At 71.7% G+C, this 20,245-nt stretch carries 22 protein-coding genes; 11 read left to right on the plus strand and 11 right to left on the minus strand.

The genetic code is table 11. The features are described from left to right. The first annotated feature begins 102 nt into the window (after positions 1-102). The 9 genes from ABZ215_RS00840 to fahA all read left to right on the plus strand — a co-directional run bounded on the left by ABZ215_RS00840 (position 103) and on the right by fahA (position 8,659). Positions 103-510, plus strand: a complete 408-nt coding sequence (locus ABZ215_RS00840; RefSeq protein ID WP_354946826.1) for a nuclear transport factor 2 family protein — start codon at positions 103-105, stop codon at positions 508-510. Next, the gene (locus ABZ215_RS00845; protein ID WP_020416731.1) at positions 507-1,313 is read left to right on the plus strand and encodes an SDR family NAD(P)-dependent oxidoreductase; all 807 of its coding nucleotides are present in this window, start codon (positions 507-509) and stop codon (positions 1,311-1,313) included. The genes ABZ215_RS00840 and ABZ215_RS00845 overlap by 4 nt, the downstream gene beginning before the upstream one ends. Next, entirely contained in the window at positions 1,306-2,082 is a 777-nt protein-coding gene (locus tag ABZ215_RS00850; protein ID WP_354946828.1) for an SDR family NAD(P)-dependent oxidoreductase, read from the plus strand. Before ABZ215_RS00845 ends, ABZ215_RS00850 begins: the two co-directional genes overlap by 8 nt. Next, positions 2,079-3,485, plus strand: coding sequence for an FAD-dependent oxidoreductase (locus tag ABZ215_RS00855; RefSeq protein ID WP_354946830.1), 1,407 nt, complete (start codon positions 2,079-2,081; stop codon positions 3,483-3,485). Before ABZ215_RS00850 ends, ABZ215_RS00855 begins: the two co-directional genes overlap by 4 nt. A 28-nt stretch (positions 3,486-3,513) precedes the next feature. Next, positions 3,514-4,836 (plus strand): MFS transporter, encoded by a 1,323-nt coding sequence (locus tag ABZ215_RS00860; protein WP_354946832.1) that lies wholly within the window; start codon positions 3,514-3,516, stop codon positions 4,834-4,836. A gap of 36 nt (positions 4,837-4,872) precedes the next feature. After that, positions 4,873-5,406, plus strand: coding sequence for a MarR family winged helix-turn-helix transcriptional regulator (locus ABZ215_RS00865; protein WP_020416735.1), 534 nt, complete (start codon positions 4,873-4,875; stop codon positions 5,404-5,406). Positions 5,407-5,469: 63 nt separating this feature from the next. Next, entirely contained in the window at positions 5,470-6,660 is a 1,191-nt protein-coding gene (locus ABZ215_RS00870; protein ID WP_020416736.1) for a homogentisate 1,2-dioxygenase domain-containing protein, read from the plus strand. Beyond that, positions 6,630-7,481, plus strand: a complete 852-nt coding sequence (locus ABZ215_RS00875) for a hypothetical protein (protein ID WP_354946834.1) — start codon at positions 6,630-6,632, stop codon at positions 7,479-7,481. Before ABZ215_RS00870 ends, ABZ215_RS00875 begins: the two co-directional genes overlap by 31 nt. Beyond that, a complete protein-coding gene (gene fahA, locus ABZ215_RS00880) occupies positions 7,478-8,659 on the plus strand; it encodes a fumarylacetoacetase (protein WP_354946836.1) in 1,182 nt (393 codons plus the stop codon). The genes ABZ215_RS00875 and fahA overlap by 4 nt, the downstream gene beginning before the upstream one ends. A gap of 49 nt (positions 8,660-8,708) precedes the next feature. Here fahA and ABZ215_RS00885 read toward each other — a convergent pair whose 3' ends face one another. From ABZ215_RS00885 to ABZ215_RS00925, 9 genes are all read right to left on the minus strand, one after another. Further along, complete coding sequence (locus tag ABZ215_RS00885; protein ID WP_354946838.1) at positions 8,709-9,650, minus strand: ABC transporter permease; 942 nt, start codon at positions 9,648-9,650, stop codon at positions 8,709-8,711. After that, a complete protein-coding gene (locus ABZ215_RS00890) occupies positions 9,647-10,519 on the minus strand; it encodes an ABC transporter ATP-binding protein (protein WP_354946840.1) in 873 nt (290 codons plus the stop codon). Before ABZ215_RS00890 ends, ABZ215_RS00885 begins: the two co-directional genes overlap by 4 nt. Positions 10,520-10,529: 10 nt before the next feature. Next, complete coding sequence (locus tag ABZ215_RS00895; RefSeq protein ID WP_020416741.1) at positions 10,530-10,913, minus strand: GntR family transcriptional regulator; 384 nt, start codon at positions 10,911-10,913, stop codon at positions 10,530-10,532. Between the two features lie 72 nt (positions 10,914-10,985). Continuing rightward, positions 10,986-11,750 (minus strand): enoyl-CoA hydratase/isomerase family protein, encoded by a 765-nt coding sequence (locus ABZ215_RS00900; protein WP_354946903.1) that lies wholly within the window; start codon positions 11,748-11,750, stop codon positions 10,986-10,988. Between the two features lie 17 nt (positions 11,751-11,767). Beyond that, the gene (locus tag ABZ215_RS00905) at positions 11,768-12,310 is read right to left on the minus strand and encodes a histidine phosphatase family protein (protein WP_354946843.1); all 543 of its coding nucleotides are present in this window, start codon (positions 12,308-12,310) and stop codon (positions 11,768-11,770) included. Beyond that, positions 12,310-12,708 (minus strand): VOC family protein, encoded by a 399-nt coding sequence (locus tag ABZ215_RS00910; RefSeq protein ID WP_354946844.1) that lies wholly within the window; start codon positions 12,706-12,708, stop codon positions 12,310-12,312. The genes ABZ215_RS00905 and ABZ215_RS00910 overlap by 1 nt, the downstream gene beginning before the upstream one ends. Next, a complete protein-coding gene (locus tag ABZ215_RS00915; protein WP_354946846.1) occupies positions 12,701-13,444 on the minus strand; it encodes a phosphosulfolactate synthase in 744 nt (247 codons plus the stop codon). The genes ABZ215_RS00910 and ABZ215_RS00915 overlap by 8 nt, the downstream gene beginning before the upstream one ends. Next, the gene (locus ABZ215_RS00920; RefSeq protein WP_354946848.1) at positions 13,441-14,562 is read right to left on the minus strand and encodes an acyltransferase; all 1,122 of its coding nucleotides are present in this window, start codon (positions 14,560-14,562) and stop codon (positions 13,441-13,443) included. Before ABZ215_RS00920 ends, ABZ215_RS00915 begins: the two co-directional genes overlap by 4 nt. After that, the gene (locus tag ABZ215_RS00925) at positions 14,559-16,028 is read right to left on the minus strand and encodes an AMP-binding protein (protein WP_354946850.1); all 1,470 of its coding nucleotides are present in this window, start codon (positions 16,026-16,028) and stop codon (positions 14,559-14,561) included. Before ABZ215_RS00925 ends, ABZ215_RS00920 begins: the two co-directional genes overlap by 4 nt. Positions 16,029-16,155: 127 nt before the next feature. On the opposite strand from ABZ215_RS00925, the gene ABZ215_RS00930 reads away from it, so the two are divergent. Both ABZ215_RS00930 and ABZ215_RS00935 read left to right on the plus strand, forming a co-directional pair. After that, positions 16,156-16,992, plus strand: coding sequence for a PHB depolymerase family esterase (locus tag ABZ215_RS00930; RefSeq protein WP_354946852.1), 837 nt, complete (start codon positions 16,156-16,158; stop codon positions 16,990-16,992). A 66-nt stretch (positions 16,993-17,058) separates the two neighbouring features. Then, the gene (locus ABZ215_RS00935; protein WP_354946854.1) at positions 17,059-18,405 is read left to right on the plus strand and encodes a serine hydrolase domain-containing protein; all 1,347 of its coding nucleotides are present in this window, start codon (positions 17,059-17,061) and stop codon (positions 18,403-18,405) included. A 28-nt stretch (positions 18,406-18,433) separates the two neighbouring features. Here ABZ215_RS00935 and ABZ215_RS00940 read toward each other — a convergent pair whose 3' ends face one another. Further along, entirely contained in the window at positions 18,434-19,600 is a 1,167-nt protein-coding gene (locus ABZ215_RS00940; protein WP_354946856.1) for an MFS transporter, read from the minus strand. A gap of 58 nt (positions 19,601-19,658) precedes the next feature. After that, complete coding sequence (locus ABZ215_RS00945; protein ID WP_354713207.1) at positions 19,659-20,237, minus strand: TetR/AcrR family transcriptional regulator; 579 nt, start codon at positions 20,235-20,237, stop codon at positions 19,659-19,661. Between the last annotated feature and the right edge of the window lie 8 nt (positions 20,238-20,245).

A 20,245-nucleotide genomic window follows, 5' to 3' on the forward strand; every position in this document is an offset into this window, starting at 1 on the left:
TTGACGACGAACCGGACCGCGACCTACTGTTTCCGTAGTTCGCACGCTGCGTGCGATAATAGCACGCGAATCGCAGCGCGCAAGCCCCCGGAGGAGGTCGTCGTGGACGTGGAGACGCTCGTGCTCGTGCACCAGCTGTACGGCGCGCAGAGCCACTACATCGACGAGGGCCGGGCCACCGAGTGGGCGCACACCTTCACCCCGGACGGCGAGTTCCACTCACCCAGCTATCCGGCTTCGGTGACCGGCACCGCCGAGCTCACCAGGTTCGCCGAGGACTTCGCCGCGCACCAAGGCGTCACCCGGCACGTCCTCACCAACCTGCACGTCACGCCCGCGGACGACGGCCTCACCGCGCGCGCCTACCTGCAGATCGTGCGCACCCTCCCGGACAGCCCGCCCGAACTCCTCCGCCTGACCACGATCACCGACCACCTGGTCCGCCACGCGGGCACGTGGCGCATCCGCCGCCGGACGGTGCGCCGCGACGACACGAAGGAGAACCGATGACCGACACACGCGCCCAGCACGAGCCGACGACGGCCGTCTACCCGGAATTCGCGGGCAAGGTCGCGGTCGTCACCGGCGCGGCCCGCGGCATGGGCGCGCGCTTCACCGCCGCCCTGGCCACCCGCGGCGTGCACGTCGTCGGCGCCGACATCAACGAAGAGCAGATGCTGGAGACCGCGAACGAACTCACCGCGGAAGTCGCGAGCAGCGACAAGCCCGGCCAGATCATCGGCGCCCGCATCGACGTCACCAAGCCCGAGGACCACGAAACCGTGGCACAGCTGGCGCTGGAGCGGTTCGGGCGCATCGACTTCTGGGTCAACAACGCCGGCATCTTCCCGTTCGCCCTCGCCGACGAGATCACGCCGGAGCAGATCAACGCGACCCTGTCGGTCAACGTCGAGGGCGTCCTCTACGGCGCGCAGACCGCCGCCCGGCACATGGAGCCCGGCAGCGCGATCGTGAACATGTCGTCGGTGTCCGCCGTGCGCGTCCGCCGCGGCCGGGCCGCCTACTGCACCTCCAAGGCCGCCGTCGCGCACCTCACCGAATCGCTCGCCGTCGAGTTCGGCGACCGCGGCATCCGGGTCAACGCGATCGCCCCCGGCTACATCGACACCGAGATGACCCGCTGGGTCAAGGAGGACCCGGCCGCGCTGCGGCACGCGCTCGACGTCGTCCCGCTGCACCGGCTCGGCTCGCCCGAGGAGGTCGTCGGCCCGCTGCTGTTCCTGCTCTCCGACAGCGCCCGCTACGTGACCGGCCACAGCATCGCCGTCGACGGCGGGTCGCGGCATGTCTGAGTACCCGGACACGGTGCTCGTCACCGGCGCCGCCGCCGGCATGGGCGCCAGCCACGCCCGGGCCCTGGCGAAGCTCGGCACGCACGTGTGCCTGGCCGACATCGCCGACGCCACCCCGGTCGTCGAGGAGATCGAGAACGACGGCGGCTCGGCGTCCGCGCACGCACTGGACGTCACCGACCCCCGGGCGTGGGCCCGCGTCGTCGAGGAAATCCGGAAAACTCGCGGCCGTCTCACGGGCCTCGTCAACAACGCCGGCATCTCGCGCCGCCTGGAGTTCCTGGACACCACCGACGAGGTCTGGGAACAGGTCCTCCACATCAACCTGTCCGGCCCGTTCTACGGCATGAAGGCCGTCGCCGGACTGATGCGCGACTCCGGCGGCGGCTCGATCGTCAACATCTCCTCGATCTCCGGTCAGATCGGCTACTTCTCGCCCGCCTACAGCTCCAGCAAGTGGGGGCTGACCGGACTGTCCAAATCGGCCGCGGGCAACTTCGCCAAGTGGGGCATCCGGGTCAACTCCGTCCACCCCGGACTCGTCGAGACCGCGCTGCTCGCCGGTGCGGACTCGTTCGTCGAATCCGCGGTGGCCAGCATCCCCGCTGGGCGCATGGCGCAGCCCGCGGAGATCACTGAGGCCGTGTTATTCCTGCTCTCGGACAGGTCCAGCTACATGACCGGCAGCGAGGTCACCGTGGACGGCGGCCTGGTGTCCAACGGCCTCTACCACCGCATTCTCACCGAGACCGGAGGAGACCTGGCATGAACGACGACTGGGACGTGGTGGTCGTCGGCGGTGGCGGCGCCGGGCTCGCCGCGGCCACCTCCGCCGCCGAGCGGGGTGCGTCGGTGCTGTTGTTCGAGTCCGAGACCGAGCTCGGCGGCTCGACGCAGCTGTCCGCCGGCATGTTCACCGCCGCCGGCACGAGCGTGCAGGCCGCGCTGGGCGTCGAGGACTCCGCGGAGCGGTTCTTCCAGCACTACATGGACCTCAACTCCTGGCAGCTCAACCCCGGGCTGATCGAGGCGTTCTGCCGCCACTCGGGCCCGACGCTGGAATGGCTGATCGGCCTCGGCGTCGAGATCCCGGCGAAGGTTTCCGGCAACGCGCACACGCCGGGCCTGTGCCAGGCCGGGGTCGAGGACGTGTGGCGCGGCCACGTGCCGAAGGACCAGGGCTACGGCGTCGTGCAGGTGCTCGCCAAGGCCGCCCGCGCCCGGGGCGTCGAGATCGTCCTCAACACCCGTGTCGAGCGGCTCATCGAAGACGACGGCCGGGTCCGCGGCGTCGTCGCCGACGGCATCGAGGTGCGGGCGGGCGCGGTGGTGGTCGCCAGCGGCGGCTTCGCCCGGGACCCGGAGCTGCTGGCCCGCTACTACCCGGCGGCGCTGCGGGCGGGCGAGGACCTGTTCGTCGTCGCCGCCGAGGGCAGCCGTGGTGACCACCTGCGCTTCGGCGAGCAGGTCGGCGCGGGCGTCACCGGCGACGGCTGGGGCCTGCTGCTGCCCACCGCCTACTTCCAGCGGCTGCACCACTGGCAGTCCGGGTTCCCGCCGAAGTCGCGGATCTACGTCAACGCCGCAGGCCGCCGGTTCATGGACGAGGACGCCTCCTACGCGGTGTCCAGCGGCATCATCGAGCGGCAGGGCGGCGCCGCGTGGGTGATCTTCGACGAGCGCGCCCGCCGCAGCCTGCCCGCCGGGTACGCGCACTGGGACGCCGGCCACGTGCTGGCCGAGGCGGAAGCCGGGCGCACGCTGCGCGCCGGTAGCCTCGAAGAACTGGCCGGCAAGGCCGGGATCCCCGCCGACGCGCTGGTCGCGACCGTGCGCCGGTGGAACGAGCAGCTGCCGTCCGGCCACGACCCGGAGTTCCTGCGGCACCGCACGCTCGCCAACAAGGGCTCGGCCGGCCACCCGGACCCAATCGGCGAACCTCCGTTCTACGCGGCGCGCCTGCTGCCCGCGGAGCTGGTGTGCACGCACGCCGGACTGGAGATCGACGCGCGCGCCGCGGTGCGCGACGAACGTGGCGAGGCCATCGCGGGCCTGTTCGCCGCGGGCGAGGCCGGAGCCGGCGTGCTCGGGCAGCGCTACGTCGGCGGCGGCAACGCGGTCGCCAACGCCCTGACCATGGGCCGCCTCGCCGGCGTCAACGCCGCGGCCTGACTTCGCGAGACACTCAACGAGGAGAGACATGAGCGAAACCACCGCTGCCGGGGAACTCGGCAGCCGGACGATCCGCAAGGTCAGCAAGAGAGTCCTGCCACTGGTCGCGCTGCTGTACGTGTTCAACTACATGGACCGGTCGAACATCAGCTACGCCCAGCTGGGCATGCAGCACGAGCTGCTGATCACCACGGCCGTGTTCGGCACCGCGTCGGCGATCTTCTTCCTCGCCTACGTGGTGTTCGAGATCCCCAGCAACATGATCATGAAGAAGATCGGCGCGCGGATCTGGCTCGCGCGCATCGCGATCAGCTGGGGCATCGTCACCGCCGTCACCGGGTTCGTGCAGAACATCCCGCAGCTCTACATCGCGCGGATCGTGCTCGGCGTCGCCGAGGCGGGGCTCTACCCGGGCCTGCTGCTGTACCTGACGCTGTGGTTCCGTCCGAAGGAACGCGGCCGCGCCATCGCGACGCTGGCGATCGCGCAACCGATCGCGATGATCCTCGGCAGCCTCACCGGCGGCCTGATCCTCGACCACATCAGCTGGTTCGGCCTGTCCGGCTGGCGCTGGGTGTTCATCCTGCAGGGCCTGCCCGCGGTGCTGGTCGGCCTGATCGTCCTGGTCTACCTGCCGAACAAGCCCAGCCAGGCGCGTTTCCTCTCGCGCGAGGAGAGCGAGTGGCTGGAGACCGAGATCAACTCCGACTACGCACCCGAGCAGAAGGAGACCTTCCTCGGCCAGCTGCGGGTCATGAAGGACCGCAAGGTGCTCTACATGGCCTTCGCGAACCTGTTCGCCGCGTGCGGCCTGTACGGGTTCACCTTCTTCCTGCCGCAGATCGTCAAGCAGATGGACCCGTCCTACTCGGCGACCAACATCGGGTTCCTCGGCGTGATCCCGTGGATCGTCGGCGCGGCCGGCATGCTGCTGGTGGCCCGCAACTCCGACCGGACGGGGGAGCGGCGCGGGCACGTCGTCGCGATGATGCTGCTGGCCGCGATCGGCCTGTTCGGCACGATCCAGTTCCGGCACACCCCGGTGGCGGCGCTGATCTGCCTGTCGCTGGTCGCGATCGGCGTGCTCGGCTACCTCGCGCCGTACTGGGCGCTGGCCTCGCGGGTGCTGTCCAAGGAGCACACCGCGGTCGGGCTGGCCGCGATCAACTCGATCGCCGCGCTGGGCGGGTTCTTCGGGCCGTACGTGATCGGCAAGAACGCCACCGCCGACGACGTGTCGGTGGGCCTGTACTTCCCGATCGCGTGCCTGGTCGTCTGCGCGGTGATGCTGTCCTTCGTCAAGGTGACGAGGGAACGGCGTGGCGCCGCGGCGGCCCGCGAGGTAGTTTAGATATTAACTACTTCCTCCGGCGATAGGGTTGCGGTCATGGCGGACGGTGGTGTTGGTGAGCTCGACTTCTGGTCCTTCGTCGAGCTCGCCAACCGCAGGCTCGCCGAGGAGTTCGGCTTCCGGCACCAGCTCGCCACCGAGGTGCTGCTGACGCTGAACCGGGCCTCCAACATCGTCACCTACGACCTGGAGGCCAGCGTCCACCGGCCGCGCGGCCAGTCCTGGTCCGGGTTCCGGCTGCTGTTCGTCACCTGGCTGGCCGGTCCGCTGGAGGCGAAGAAGGCCGCCGAGCTGACCGGCATGAGCCGCGCGGCGGTGTCCAACCTGTCGAAGACACTGGTGGCCGACGGGCTGCTGGAGCGCACGCCCGGCGAGCACGACGGCCGCTCGGTGCTGCTGTCGCTGTCCGAGCGCGGCCGCGCCGAGATGGTCGAGGTGTTCCGCGAGCACAACGAGCGGGAGCACGAGTGGACCAGCGTGCTCACCGAGGCCGAGCAGCGCATTCTCGTGATGCTGCTGGACAAGCTGATCACCAACCGCGACCAGTTCGACGTGCGCGGCCGCAACTGACCCTTGCGCGTCGACGAAGTAGTACATACATTTACTACATCGGACCGGCAAGGAGGCGAGGTCATGGCGTACTACCGGCAGGTCGGTGCGGTTCCGCCGAAGCGGCACACGCAGCACCGCACGCCCGAGGGTGGCCTGTACTACGAGGAGCTGATGGGGGAGGAGGGCTTCTCCAGCGACTCGTCGCTGCTCTACCACCGCAACATCCCGTCGGCGATCGTCGACTCGACGGTCTGGGAGCTCCCGGACCTGACCACCGAGGCCAACCACCCGCTCCGGCCGCGGCACCTCAAGCTGCACGAGCTGTTCCCCGGCGAGGAGTGGAAGTCCAACGACGTCGTCACCGGGCGCCGGCTCGTGCTCGGCAACGGAGACGTGCGCATCTCCTACGTCGTGGCGGGCGAAGCTTCTCCGCTGTACCGCAACTCGATCGGTGACGAGTGCGTCTACATCGAGTCCGGTGAGGGCGTCGTCGAGACCGTGTTCGGCGTGCTGCCGTTCCGCCAGGGCGACTACGTGATCCTGCCGCGCGCCACCACCCACCGCTGGGTGCCGGACGGCCCGGTGCGGGCGTACGCGATCGAGGCGAACTCGCACATCACGCCGCCGAAGCGGTACCTGTCCAAGTACGGCCAGCTGCTGGAGCACTCGCCCTACTGCGAGCGCGACCTGCACGGGCCCACCGAGCCGCTGCTGGTCGAGGGCACCGACGTCGAGGTGCTGATCAAGCACCGCGGCAGCAGTGGGATCGTCGGCACCCGGTTCGTGTACCCGCAGCACCCGTTCGACGTGGTCGGCTGGGACGGCTGCCTGTACCCGTACACGTTCAACGTCAGCGACTTCGAGCCGATCACCGGCCGTGTGCACCAGCCGCCGCCGGTGCACCAGGTGTTCGAGGGCGACAACTTCGTCATCTGCAACTTCGTGCCGCGCAAGGTGGACTACCACCCGCTGTCCATCCCGGTGCCGTACTACCACTCCAATGTGGACTCCGACGAGGTCATGTTCTACTGCGGCGGCGACTACGAGGCGCGCAAGGGCTCGGGCATCGGGCAGGGCTCGATCTCGCTGCACCCGGGCGGCCACTCGCACGGCCCGCAGCCGGGCGCCTACGAGCGCAGCATCGGCGTGGAGTACTTCGACGAGCTCGCCGTCATGGTCGACACGTTCCGCCCGCTGGAGCTGGGTGAGGGCGGCCGCGCGGCCGAGGACCCGAACTACGCGTGGACCTGGGCCGGGCGGGGGCCGAAGTGAGCGTGTTCGCCGGGTTCCTCGACGACGCGGCGGTGTTCCCGCCCGGTCTGAAGCCCCTGCCGCGGGCGGTGCCGGACCACGCCGCGCACCTCGCGTCGGGCTACGGCGACCTGGTCGGCCCGCTGGTCCTGGCCGCGCCCGCGCTCGCGGAGCTCGGCGCGGTCGCTGCGGAGCCGCTCGACCTGTCGGTGACCGCGCCGGGCGGCCCGGCCCAGCTGCCGGACGCTCTGGGCCGGGCCGCCGACCTGCCGGTGCGGCTGGCCGGGTTCGAGGTCGCGGTGCCCGCGGAATCGTCGGTGCCGGAGTTCTTCCGCGCGCTGGAGGTGGCCGGTGACGTGCCGGTGTTCGTCGAGGTGCCGCGGGACTCCCGCCGCGCCGAGGTGATCGCGACCTGCGCGAAGACCGGGCACGCCGCGAAGTTCCGGACCGGCGGGGTGAAAGCGGAGCTGTACCCGGACGAGGCGGAGCTGGCCGCGGCCGTGCACGCCGTGGTGCGGGCGGGGGTGCCGTTCAAGGCGACCGCCGGGCTGCACCACGCGGTGCGGAACACGGACCCGTCGACCGGGTTCGAGCAGCACGGGTTCCTGAACCTGCTGCTGGCGACGGCGGCGGCCCGCTCCGGTGCGGGCGAGGACGAGCTGGTCGCGTTGCTCGCGGAGCGGGACGGCGCGCGGGTGGCCGAACTGGTGTCCGAAGTGGATTTCTCGGCGCGGGAGTCGTTCCGGTCGTTCGGGACCTGCAGCATCGACGAACCGGTGGCCGAGCTGGTGGACCTGGAACTGGTCCCGGCTTCGGTGCTGGAAGGAGGAGTGACGGCGTGACCACGATCGACATCCCCGAGGGGTCGCTGTTCGGGCTGGACAACCTGCCCTACGGCGTGTTCTCCACGCCGGGGACGCAGCCGCGGGTCGGCGTGCGGGTGGGCGACTCGGTGGTCGACCTGGCGGTGGCGCTGGGCGACGACGTGTTCGCGCGGCCGTCGTTGAACGCGTTCATGGCGCAGGGCTACGACCGGTGGGCCGAGGTCCGGGCGCGTGTTTCGGACCTCGTGCGGGGAGAGGTGCCCGCCGGTGCGGTCTTCCCGGTGTCCGAAGTGGAGCTGCACCTGCCCGTCGAGGTCGCGGACTACGTGGACTTCTACGCGTCCGAGCACCACGCGTCCAACCTGGGACGGCTGTTCCGGCCGGACGCCGAGCCGCTGATGCCGAACTGGAAGCACCTGCCGGTGGGCTACCACGGGCGGTCCGGGACGGTCGTGGTGTCCGGGACGGACATCGTGCGGCCGTGCGGGCAGCGCAAGGCGCCGGACGAGGCCGCGCCGACGTTCGGCGAGTGCCGCAGGCTGGACATCGAGGCCGAGCTGGGATTCATCGTCGGGGTGCCGTCGCCGCTCGGTTCACCGGTGTCCACGGAGGACTTCCCGCGGCACGTGTTCGGCGCGGTGCTGGTGAACGACTGGTCGGCGCGGGACATCCAGGCCTGGGAGTACGTGCCGCTGGGCCCGTTCCTGGGCAAGAGCTTCGCGACGTCGATCTCGCCGTGGGTGGTGCCGCTGCTGGCGCTGGAGGCCGCGCGGGTCCCGACGCCGGAGCAGTCGCCGGAGCCGCTGCCGTACCTGCGGGAGTCGTCGCCGTGGGGGCTGGACATCGCGTTGTCGGTTTCGTGGAACGGGCAGGAGGTCAGCCGCCCGCCGTACCGGGAGATGTACTGGTCGCCGGCGCAGATGCTGGCGCACATGACGGTCAACGGGGCGTCCTCGCGCACGGGCGACCTGTACGCGTCCGGCACGATCTCCGGCCCGGAGAAGAACCAGCGCGGCGCGTTCATCGAGCTGACCTGGGGCGGCAAGGAGCCGATGGAGGTCAACGGCGAGCCACGAACATTCCTCCTGGACGGCGACGAGGTGGTCATCTCGGCGACCGCCCCGGGCACGGAAGGCCGCATCGGTTTCGGCGAGGTGCGGGGGAGGATCCTGCCGGCCACCGAAGCCAAGCGCTGAGCCTTCCTGCTCCGGCCTGGTGCGGGTGGCCAGGCCGGAGCCGGCGGCGTCACAAGACCCGCCGCCGCACCCGCCACAGGCCGGCTGCCAGGAGCAGAGCGCCCAGCACCACGTGGATCCCGCTCTCGATCCCCTGGAAAAGCCAGAACCGGTCGGCCGGGTGGAACGCGGCCCGTTGCGCCGCCACTCCCTGGTTCTCCAGGCAACTCCGCGCGGTGTCGGCGGACGTGCAGGCGGACGGTTCGAAGGCGACCTCGTGGCCGCTTGCGTCGTAGTACGCCGCCCCGAGCCGCCACGCGTCATACGGGACGGGGTTCTCCGCGGTGACGGGGGCCGTGGCCAGGGCGGGCGCGGCGTAATCGGCCCTCGCGAGGTTCGCGACCCCGATCACGACCACCAGGTAGACGAGCAGCGTCGCGGCCATCGCGGCGAGCGTGCTGCGGAAGAATAGCCCCGCCGTCGCGCCGATGGCGAACGCGAGTGCGGTGTAGGCGCCCAGGACCGGCCCCTGCGTTTCGAAACCCGGTGTCATGATCGCTCCGCGGGTCACGTAGTGCAGCGGTTCGAAGGCCCACGCGCTCACCAGGCCGAGCGCGAACATGCCGAGCAGGACCGGCGTGCCCACCACGAGCACCTTGCTCGCCCACCAGCGGAACCGGCTCACCGACTGCGTCAGCCCGAGGATGTGGGTCCCCTGCTCGAACTCGCGCGCGAACAGTGGCGCACCGGTGAACATGCCGAGCAGCACGGGGAGGCCGAGCAGCACCATCGGGAAGTTGCGCGCGAAGCTCTGGAACGCGTCCTCGAACGCCGCCATCGCCGGGGCGGTGCACCGTCCACTGTCGACCACATGGCACCCCTCGATGCCGTGGGCCGCCAGGTAACCGGTCGCTTGCGCGTGCTCGACGACCAGCACCGCCGCGACGGCAGCGATCAGCCCGAGACCGAGCAGCAGCTGGAGGCGGTGCAGCCGCCAGGTCACCCAGGTCACGCGGCCACCTCCCGCGCGCGTGCCGCGGCGCTGCCCGCCCGCAGGTGCGCCATCACCAGTTCCTCCAACGTGGGTTCGTGTGATTCCCAGCCGGGAGCGGGCGAGTGCCCCCGCACCAGGGCCGTGACCTGGCGTGCCGTCGTGCGCCGCTCGACCACCGTGTCCGCGGCGAGGTCGCCGTCCGCGGGGCCGACCAGCAGCCGGTGCCCGGCGAGCAGGTCCGCCACGTCGCCGCACAGCCGTGTCCGCCCGTCGGCGAGCAGCACCAGGTGATCGCACACGTTTTCCAGGTCCGACAGCACGTGCGAGGAGAGCAGCACGGTCATTCCGGTGTCGGCGGCTTCGGCCATCAAGGTCCGCATCACCTCGTCCCTGGCGATCGGGTCCAGATCCGCGAGCGGTTCGTCGAGCATGAGCACGCGCGGCCGCCGGCCGAGTGTCACCGCGAGCGCCACCCGCGTGCGCTGGCCGCCCGACAACGTGCCGATGCGCGCCGTGCGCGGGACACCGGCCTCGGAGACGAGCCGCTCCGCGTACGCCTGGTCCCACGTGGTGTTGAGCGCCCGGCCCGCGCGCAGCATGTCCGCGACCGTGAATCCGCGGTACAACGGCTTGTCCTGAGCCAGGAAGGCCAGGTCCGCGGGAATCCCGCGCCTGTCCGGCGCTCGGCCCATCACCCGCACCTGCCCCTCGGTCGGCTCCAGCAGGCCGGCGGCGAGCGCCATCAACGTCGTCTTGCCCGCGCCGTTGGGGCCGACCAGTGCGCTGATCCGGCCGTGTGGCACGGAAAAGTCGCAGTCCCGTAGCGCCCAGCCCCGGCGGTAGCGCTTGCCGAGGCCGGTCGCCGTCAACGCGTCACTGCTCGCCATGCCCCCTCCTTCACGTCCAGTGGTGTTCGTCGAGTACCGACTTGACCAGCGCTTCGACGTCCTCCCGCTCCAGCCCGGCCGCGCGGGACTCCCGGATCCAGCTCTCCAGCTTCTGGCGCAGCACGGCGCCGTCCACCGCGTCGCCGTGCCCGAGCGAACGCCGGACGAAGGTGCCGAGCCCGCGCCGCGCTTCGACGAGCCCTTCGCGTTCGAGTTCGCGGTACGCCTTGAGCACCGTGTTCGGGTTGATGGCGATGCTGCTCACCACCTCCTTGGCGGTGGGCAACCGGTCGCCCGGCCGGAGCCGGCCGAGCCGCAACGCCTGTTCGACCTGCTGCACCAACTGCAGGTAGGTGGCCACGCCGCTGCGCCGGTCGATCCGGAACTCGATCACAAGAACCCTTTCACTAATCAAGTAGTGAAAGGGTAGTACACGACGGCTCCGCCGAGCCACCGGTGTGCCCGGTCAGCGACCGGTGAACTTCGCCTTCCCCGGACCTTCCTCCAGAAACGACCGCACCGCGTTGCGCAGGTCCTCTGTGCGGTACAGGTCCGCCGCGATGGACGTGATGTGCTTGTTCGCCTCGGCGACGCCGCCGTTCGCGAAGTGTGACAGCACCTTCTTCGTCGCCGCGTGGGCGCGGGTCGGGCCCTCCGCCAGCGATGCCGCGAAGGACCGCGCGGCCTCGTCGAAACCGGCGTCCGGCAGCACCCGGTTCACCACGCCCCACCGCGCCAGCTCCGCCGCCGGGTATCGGTCGCCCGTCATCACGAACTCCGCGGCCCGCCCGACGCCCGCCCGCGCGGCCAGGCGCTGCGTGCCGCCCATCGTCGGGGTCAGGCCGACGACCTTCTCCACCAGCCCGAACGACGCCCGCTCCGCCGCGAGGATCAGGTCACACGCCACCGCGACCTCGAACGCCCACGTCAGGCACAACGCGTGCGCCGCGAACACCGTCGGGATCTCCAGCGCCGCGATCCGGTCCGGCAGCGCCAGCATCCGGTCGAACAGCTCCTTCGCCTGCCCGGGCGTCTCCTGCGCGGCGAACAGCGACACGTCGACGCCGCCGCTGACGACCTTGCCCTCGGCGCGGATCAGCAGCGCCCGCGCGTCCCCGAGGCGGTCCAGCGCGGCGTCGAAGTCCGCGTGCAGCTCCAGCGTGTACAGGTTGAGCGGCCCGGCGTCGACCGTCAGCACGGCCAGTCCGGTGGGCTCGAGGTCCAGGCGCACAGTCACAAGGCCGCAGACTAGACGGCCGCGCCCGGACGCACAGTGATCACCGCCGCATTGCCGACCGCCGCCCGCGGCACGGCGGCCCCCGACATCGGGTCCACCCCGGCGGTCGCCACCCGGATCGGGCCGCCGTGCGTCACCACGACCAGCTCCTCCCCGGCGTGCCGCGCCGCCAGCCTGCCCAGCGTCCGCCGCACCCGCAGGTGCATGTCGGCCACGCTCTCCCCGCCACCGGGCGGCAGCCGCAGCGGGTGCGCCCACAGGCCGTCGATCACCGGCTGCACCTCGGCGAACCGCCTGCCCTCCAGCGCGCCCAGCCGCTGCTCCCGCAACCCGGCGTCGACGAGCACCGGCAGCCCTAGCCGGGCCGCGATGATCTCCGCCGTCTCCCGCGCCCTGGGCAGATCGCTCGACACGAGCACCGTCCCGGTCACGTCCAGGGCGGCCGCCTGCGCCCGCCCCGCCGCCGTCAGCGAACCCGCCCGCGGCGACTGCCCCTGCACGCGGCCGGCGACGTTCCACGCGCTCTGCCCGTGCCGCACCAGGTGCACGGCCATCAGTACTGCAACCGCGGGTCGTCGTAGTTCTTGAACTCCAGGACGTTGTTCGACGGGTCCGCCAGGAACAACGTCCGGTGCTGCTCGGCCGTCCCCTCGAACCGCAGCGACGGCCCGGACAGCACCGTCAGCTTCCGGTGCTCGACCACCCGCACCAGCCGGTCGAAGTCCTCGGCCCGCGCGAAGCTCACCCCGAAGTGCCGCGGGTAGGCCACCGCCTCCGCCGGCACGGTCTCCGACAGGTGGCACACGAGCTGGTCGCCGAAGAAGTCGAACGTCACGCGGTCGTCGTAGCGGCGCGCCAGTTTCGCGCCGAGGCCGAACACGTAGAACTCGACGGCCTCGTCGAGGTCACGGGCGGGAATCGCGACGTGGCAGGCGTCCCTGGGGTCACGCATGGACGGTCCTTTCGAGAGTGGGGGTGAGCTGGATCAGGGTGTCGGCGCGCAGCCCGCGCCGCAGGGTTTCCACGCCGAGCACGTCGGTGGTGGCGATGTTGCCGAGGTTCACCGACGGCCCGAGCGCCTGGATCAGTTCGACCTGCAGGTCCTTGGTCGGCGCCTCGAACAGCAGGCGCCGGTGGTCGACCGCGGAGATCACCGCGTGCAGCACGTCCTCGCGCACGTGCCCGTCCGCCCGGGCCAGGCCGCTGCGGCCGCTCTCGCGTGTCTCGGTGATCACGAAGTCCGCGCCCGCGGCGAGGTCCTCGGCGATCGCGGCGACCCAGTCGCCCGGCCCGAGGCTCGCCGAACGGCCCGCGTCCTTGTAACCGACCTCGGCGAGCACCGGCCGGTACCGGGTCATCCGCTCGACGTAGAACGCCTTGTCGTGCTGCGACAACGGGATCGTGCCGTTGGACACCTCGATGTGGGTCGCCCCGGCGTCGTCGACGAACGCCAGGTAGTCGTCCAGCCGGTCGCGCACCAGGTAGTGCTCGAACAGCGTGCCGCCGAAGTAGCAGCCGATCCCGGCTTCCCGCAGCACGGCGATCTTGCGGTGCAGGTCCCTGGTCACCAGCGCGGTGCCCCAGCCGAACTTGAGCAGGTCGATGTGGTCGCCGTGGCTGGCCACCAGGTCGGTGAACGTGCCGGTCGGCAGACCGGGGTCGATCACCATGGTCACACCGGTGTTCATCGGGTTCCTCCTGTGGGGACGAGGGCGGGCGCGGGCACGCGAGCGCGCGGCCGGGGCCGCCCGGTGAGGGCGAGGCTGGCCGGGGTGCGCCGCGCCAGTGCGGTGACCAGGCCGGATGCGGAGTAGACGAGCGGGACGACCACCAGCACCAGCACGGGCAGCAGCACCGCGTCCGGCGGCTGCGCGGGTCCGGCGGCGACGACCGCGAGGAGCAGGCCCTGCAGCAGCAGCGGGTGGACCAGGTAGACGCCGAACGACGCGTCGGAGGCCGCCCGGACCAGACCGCGCCACGGCGTCCCGCGCTCCGCCCACACCAGACCGAGCGCGAGGAACGCCAAGGCCACGGCGAAACTCTCCACCACGACGACGGGCTGGAACACGATGCTGGCCACCAGCGGCGGTGTCCCGGCCGAGTAGACCTGTCCCAAGTAGACACCCACACCGAGCGCCAGCGCCGCCACGCAGCCGCCGAGGACCAGCGGAACGTGCGCGCGGGTCCACGCCACGAGCCGTTCCCGGTGCGTCCCGGCCAGCGCGCCGGCCAGCACGTAGCCGAGGTAGCTGGGCAGCCAGGCGTCCGGCGCGTGCACCCACCCGGACAGCCCGCCGAGGTCCCACTGCTGCTGCACGGCGAGCGAGAACACCAGCTGGAACGCCACCGCGAAGGCCAGCAGCGCCCAGTGGTACCGCCGGGTCACCGCGATCAGCGCCCGGACGAGCGGCCACACCAGGTAGATCTGCATCGACACGAGCAGGAAGTACAGGTGGTAGCGCGCGGTGCCGGTGAGCAGCTCGGGGACGAACGCCGCCGCCGAGTACGGTCCGCCGTTCGCCAGGAAGTAGACGACCGTCCACAGCAGATACGGCACGACCACGAACAGGTAGCGCCGTCGCCAGAACTCCCGCCACCGCGGCCTGCGGACCGTGCTGTAGGTGAGCACGAACGCGGTCAGCAGGAAGAACACCTCGCGGCTGACGTGGAAGACGATGATCAGCCCGCCGATCGGCACGCCCGGCGCGAACGGCGCCAGCGCCAGCACGTGCAGGCCGATCACCAGCCCGACGGTCAGGACCCGCACCAGGTCGACGTAGTGCAGGTGCGCGCCGCCCCGGCTCACCGGCCGCCCGCCGCGGCGCGCAGTTCACGGCGCAGCACCTTCCCGGTCGGGCCGAGCGGCAGGGCCGTCGTCACCTCGATCACCGACGGCCGCTTGTAGCGGGCCAGCCGCTGTTCGCACCAGCCGTGCAAAGCCCGCGCCAGCCCGGGGTCCGGCCGTCCGGTCACGAACGCGACGGGAACCTGGCCGAGGCGCTCGTCCGGCGCGCCGACGACCGCGACCGCGGTGACCGCCGGGTGCGCGAGCAGCACGTCCTCGATCTCCTGCGGGTAGATCTTCTCGCCGCCGCGGTTGATGACGTCGTCCACGCGCCCGGCGAGCGTCAGGTACCCGTGCTCGTCGAGCACGCCCACGTCACCGGTCGGCAGCCACCCGTCCGGCGTCCGGGCCGGGCGGATCCGTTCGCTGAGACCGTCCAGTTCGAGGTACTGGCTCACCACTTGACGACCGCGCAGCCGAACCTCGCCGCGTTCGCCCGGCGGCAGCACCGCGCCGTCCGGCCCGGCCACCACGACACCGACCCCGACGGGCAGGCCGACCGAGCCGGCGCGGCGCAGCCGGGGTTCGAGCGGGTTCGCGGTGATCTGGCCGGCGGCCTCGGACATCCCGTAGGTCTCCAGCACACCGACGCCGGTGCGCGCTGTGAAGCGCCGCGCGATCTCCGGTGACAACGGCGCCGACGCTGACCGTGCGAACCGGATGCGGCGGACGACGTGGTCCGGCGGCGCGGGCTGCCCAGCGAGCGAGGCGAGGATCGCGGGGACGGTGTTGAGCCAGGTCGGTGACCAGCGCTCGACGCGGTTCCAGTGGTCGACGGCGCTGAACCTCCGGTCGAGGACCAGCGAGCCGCCGCTGACCACGGTCGCCAGCAGGCCCATCACCTGCGCGTTCACGTGGAAGAGGGGGAGTGGCGTGTACCCGCGCTCGCCGGGGCCGAACCGGTGGTGCCGGGCGACGCGGCGAGCGGCGCGCACGAGCTGCCACTCGCTGAGCGGGATCCCCTTGGGCGCGCCGGTGGTGCCGGAACTGGTGAGCAGCACCGCGGGCCGCAGCGCGGTGCCGTCGGCGCGGATGCGACCGGTCCGGACGGGACGCGGGCCGTCGCGGTCGAGCGCCCAGGTCGGGTGTCCGGGCACCAGGTCCGGCTGGTCGGTCGCGACGACCGCGGCGCGCAGCCGGTCGAGGGCGGTGCCGAGTTCGGCGGCGGTGAGGCGGGGATCGACCGGCGCGGCGGTCAGGCCCGCGGCGAGGCAGCCGAGGTAGGCGGCGGTGAAGGCCAGCGGATCCGCTGCCACCAGGCCGATCCGGGTGCGAGGCGGCAGATCGCGGGCGAGTTCGCGCCAGCGCCGCGCGGTGGCCGCGACCGAACGCCAGGTCAGCTCGCGCCCGTCCGCGCCGTCGAGGAAGGCCACCTCGTCCGGCCGGTCCTGGGCGCGCACCTCCAGCATCCGGGAAATCACGGCCATCTGCACTCCTCTGGTTCGGCGAACGACCCGGCCGAGTGTCGTCCCCCTTTCTGGGCGGCCGGTGAGAACCGCCTGAGAAAACGCTGTGCTCACCCGCGCCCCACGGAATTCCGGTCAAACTGATTCCGTGCGGTGGTGGAAAGCGTTCCTGGTGAGCGTCCTGTGCGTGCTGCTCGTCGGCGGTTCGGTGTCCGCTGTGGCGCAAGGGGTTTCGATGACGACCCGGGTGGTGGCGGGACGGACTTATCTGGCGGTGCGGGCGGAATCCGCCCATTCCGGACTGCCGTTGCTGGTGGTGTTGCACGGTCGCGGAATGGATGTCCGGAATATGGCGACCCGGACCGGTTTTCTGCGGTTCGCGGAAAACGGGCTCGCCGATGTCGTGTATCCGGCGGGAATCGGGCAGTCGTGGAACGCGGGCAGCGGTTGCTGTGGTCTGGCGGCCCGTCGGCACGTCGACGACACGGCGTTCCTGCAGGCGGTGGTCGCGGACGCCACGCGGGCGTTCGGCACCGATCCGCGGCGGATCTACCTCGTCGGTTACAGCAACGGCGGGCGGCTCGCGTTCCACCTCGCGTGCGTCTCGCCGGCCACCTTCGCCGCGTTCGCGACCTACGGCGCCGCCCCGCCCACGACGTGCGCGAACCGGGCGGCGGCAGGGTTGTCCGCGCTCGTCGCCGCCGGGACCGCGGACCGGATCCTCCAGCACGGCGCCCAGGTGGTGCAGCACGCGACCACGACCTGGCGGGCACTGAACTTCTGTCCGGCACACTCCTCGACGCGGCGGACCGGCCCGGCGGTGGTGACGACGTGGCGCGGCTGCCACGGCGGCGCCGCCGTGCAGTCCATCGTATTCCCCGGGCTCACCCACGCCTGGCCGTCCTCCGTGGCCGGGCTGATGTGGAACTTCCTGTCCCGTCAGGTCAGGCGCGGCACCGGTGTCAGCGCGATGTCAGCGCAGTGACCGGCCGCCCGGCGACGGTGGACGCATCGGATTCCGGGACACGGAACAACACGGAGGAGATGTGTCATGCCTGCTTCCACCTCACCGGAGCACGGGCGCCTGACGCGCCGAACCGTTCTGCAGGGCGCCGGTGGCGCCGCCGCGCTCACCCTCGCCGGGGCCGGAACCGCCTCCGCGGAAAGCCACGAAGGCGACCGCGGTGAGCGTGGCGTCGCCCGCGGCTGGGGCAAGGTCGCCGACGCGTTCCGCGCGAACTTCGACGGCCCTGGCGAGGTCGGCGCGGCGTGCAGCGTCTACGTGGACGGCCGCCTCGTGGTCGACCTCTGGGACGGCCTCGCCGATCGCGAGGCGAACCGGCCGTGGCGCGCGAACACCATCGCCCAGGTCGCCTCGACGACGAAGGGCGCCACCGCGATCTGCGCGCACCTGCTGGTGCAACGCGGTCTGCTGGACCCGGACGCGCCAGTGGTCCGGTACTGGCCGGAGTTCGGCGCGCGCGGCAAGGACACGATCCCGGTGCGCCGGCTGCTGTCCCACCAGGCCGGCCTGCCGGTTGTGGACGGGCCGCTGACCTTCGCGGACGCGTGCGCCTGGCACCCGGTCATCCGGGCGCTCGAAGCGCAGCCGCCGCTGTGGCAGCCCGGCACCGAGCACATCTACCACGCCCACACCTTCGGGTTCCTGGTCGGCGAGGTGGTGCGCCGGATCACCGGCAAGTCGCTCGGCACCTTCTTCGCCGAGGAGGTGGCCCGCCCGCTCGGGCTCGACGCGTGGATCGGCCTGCCGGAGAAGCACGAACGGCGGGTCGCGCGGATCCACGACGCCGCCCCGTTCACCGTGGACGAGCTGCTCGCCGGGTTGATCAAGGTGACCGGGCTCGACGCCGACACGGTCACCGCGTGGGTGAACGCCCAGTACAGCCCGGGTTCCGTCGCCATCCGCGCGGGCGAGCTCGGCGGCGCCTTCGACAACACGACCAGCCACTTCACCACGCGTGCCTGGCGTGCGGCGGAGTTCCCGGCCGCGAACATGGTCGCCGACGCGCACTCGATCGCCCGGATGTACGCCGCCACCGTCAGCCGCGTCGACGGTGTGCGGCTGCTCAAGCCGTCGACCGTCGGCACGGCGACCGAGATCCAGACCGACCGCACGCGCATGCACGGGCTGCCGCCGGGGCTGAGCCTCCCGGCCGACCGCTCCTTCAACATGTCGCTGGGGTTCTGGCGGGCCTGCCCGCCGTACCCGATGCTCGGACCGCGGTCGTTCGGCCACCCGGGCTCGGGTGGATCGGTGGGTTTCGCCGACCCCGACGCCCGTGTCGGGTTCGGCTACGTCCCCAACCTGTGGAACTACCGCCCGGACGACCCGCGGGCGACGAACCTGGCCGACGCCGTCCGGGCCTGCCTCGGGTGACGCTCCCGCCGCCCGGGTGCCCGGCCGGTCAGGCGCACGGCTGCAGAGCCGGCGCGGGCACCCGGCGGCGCAGCAGTTCGGGCAGCACGGTCAGCAGCCCGAGCGCCGCGAGACCGGCGCCGAGCCACAGCGGCGCGCGCAGCCCGGACGTCTCGATCACCAGCCCGCCGAGCGACGACCCGAGGATGACGCCGAGCGTGATGAACGACGAGTGCACGGTGTTGACCAGCGGACGGGCGTTGCCGGCGCGCTGTACGCGGGTCACCATCGCCGGGTTCATCGTGACGCCGACCAGCCCGATGCCGAGCATCGCCACCACCGCGGGCGCGGGCAGGTCGGCGAGCACGGCGAACGCGGCGAGGAAGACCAGGTTCAACGCGAGGCCGGCCACCAGCACGTGCAGGGTGTGCCGGTCGGCGAGACGCCCGACGACGACGTTGCCCACGACCGTGGCCGCGCCGTAGGCGACGAGCAGCAGCGGCACGGTGCCGCCGTCGAACCCGGTGACCTCGGTGAGGATCGGCGTGAAGTAGCTGAACGCGGAGAACGTGGCCCCGATGATGAGCGTGCTGGTGGACAGCGCCAGCCACAATCGCGGGGCGCGGAACACGCCCAGTTCTTCCCGGAACGTGCCGCCCTCGGTGGACGCGGCGAGCGCGGGCACGCCGGCGAGCGTGGCCAGCGCCGCGACCACGGCCAGCACGCCGATCGCCCAGAACGCCGCGCGCCAGCCGAGGTTCTCGCCGACGACCGTGGCGAGCGGCAGGCCGAGCAGGGTGCCGAGCATCAGGCCGTTCATCACCACGGCGATCGCGCGGCCGCGGACCTCCGGGCGGGTGAGCTGCGCGGTCAGCGAGATGCCGATGCCGAAGAACGCCTGCGCGGCGACGCCGGTGACGACGCGGGCGACCAGCATCGTGCCGTAGCCGCTCGCGGTCGCGGCCAGGACGTTGCCCGCCAGGAAGACCGCGAACAACAGCATCAGCGCGGTCTTCGGCGCGAGCCGCAGCAGGGCGACGGTGAGGACCGGGCCGCCCGCCGCCATCGCGACCGCGAACGCGGTGATCAGGTAGCCGATCTGCGGCACCGTGACGCCGAGCCCGTCGGCCAGCTGGGGCATCAGCCCGGCGACGACGAACTCGCTCGTGACCATCGCGAACACGCCGAGGCTCAGCACGTAGATCGCGCGTGGCATGCGCACTCCTCTCATAGACAACCGTACGTTCCAGAATTGGGTCAAGCCGCGAGGGCTTTCAGGCGAGCAGCGACAAGGCCTGGTCGACGGCTTCGTCCAGGCGGCGGATGTCGTCGGTCTTGCCGACCACCCGGATGCCCTGGATGAACGTGACGAGGAAGCGGGCCAGCGCCCGCGGGTCCTTGTCCGGCGGGAGGTCGCCCTCCTGCTGGGCGCGGGAGAGGGTGCCGGCCAGTGCGGCCTCCAGTTCCCCGAAGGCGATGTCCACCCGTCGGGCCGCCTTCACGTCGCGTGGCAGCAGCTCGGTCGCGGTGTTGGTGACCAGGCAGCCCTTGCGCTCCGCGTCCTCGCGGCACTCGGTGACGTAGGAGTGGACGAAGTCGCGGACCGCGTCGAGCGCGGGGCCGGGCCGGTTGAGCGCGGTCATCGTCTCGGTGCCGCGCAGTTCGCAGTACCGGTCCAGCGCGCGCAGGTACAGGTCGTGCTTGCTGCCGTAGGTGGCGTACAGGCTGGCGCGGTTGACGCCGACGTGGTCGACCAGGTCCTGCATCGAGGTGGCCTCGTAGCCCTGTCGCCAGAACAGCTCCAGCGCCGCGTGCAACGCGGCGTCCGGATCGAACTCCTTGGTCCTCGCCATGATCGCAG

It is taken from the genome of Amycolatopsis sp. NPDC006131, from assembly GCF_040614175.1.
GTDB lineage: Bacteria > Actinomycetota > Actinomycetes > Mycobacteriales > Pseudonocardiaceae > Amycolatopsis_E > Amycolatopsis_E tucumanensis.

Coding starts and splice junctions, on each gene's coding strand:
- ABZ215_RS00845 (WP_020416731.1), top strand. CDS start 507: ATGACCGACACACGCGCCCAGCACGAGCCGACGACGGCCGTCTACCCG.
- ABZ215_RS00850 (WP_354946828.1), top strand. CDS start 1,306: ATGTCTGAGTACCCGGACACGGTGCTCGTCACCGGCGCCGCCGCCGGC.
- ABZ215_RS00855 (WP_354946830.1), top strand. CDS start 2,079: ATGAACGACGACTGGGACGTGGTGGTCGTCGGCGGTGGCGGCGCCGGG.
- ABZ215_RS00860 (WP_354946832.1), top strand. CDS start 3,514: ATGAGCGAAACCACCGCTGCCGGGGAACTCGGCAGCCGGACGATCCGC.
- ABZ215_RS00865 (WP_020416735.1), top strand. CDS start 4,873: ATGGCGGACGGTGGTGTTGGTGAGCTCGACTTCTGGTCCTTCGTCGAG.
- ABZ215_RS00870 (WP_020416736.1), top strand. CDS start 5,470: ATGGCGTACTACCGGCAGGTCGGTGCGGTTCCGCCGAAGCGGCACACG.
- ABZ215_RS00890 (WP_354946840.1), bottom strand. CDS start 10,519: ATGGCGAGCAGTGACGCGTTGACGGCGACCGGCCTCGGCAAGCGCTAC.
- ABZ215_RS00905 (WP_354946843.1), bottom strand. CDS start 12,310: ATGGCCGTGCACCTGGTGCGGCACGGGCAGAGCGCGTGGAACGTCGCC.
- ABZ215_RS00910 (WP_354946844.1), bottom strand. CDS start 12,708: ATGCGTGACCCCAGGGACGCCTGCCACGTCGCGATTCCCGCCCGTGAC.
- ABZ215_RS00915 (WP_354946846.1), bottom strand. CDS start 13,444: ATGAACACCGGTGTGACCATGGTGATCGACCCCGGTCTGCCGACCGGC.
- ABZ215_RS00925 (WP_354946850.1), bottom strand. CDS start 16,028: ATGGCCGTGATTTCCCGGATGCTGGAGGTGCGCGCCCAGGACCGGCCG.
- ABZ215_RS00935 (WP_354946854.1), top strand. CDS start 17,059: ATGCCTGCTTCCACCTCACCGGAGCACGGGCGCCTGACGCGCCGAACC.
- ABZ215_RS00940 (WP_354946856.1), bottom strand. CDS start 19,600: ATGCCACGCGCGATCTACGTGCTGAGCCTCGGCGTGTTCGCGATGGTC.
- ABZ215_RS00945 (WP_354713207.1), bottom strand. CDS start 20,237: ATGGCGAGGACCAAGGAGTTCGATCCGGACGCCGCGTTGCACGCGGCG.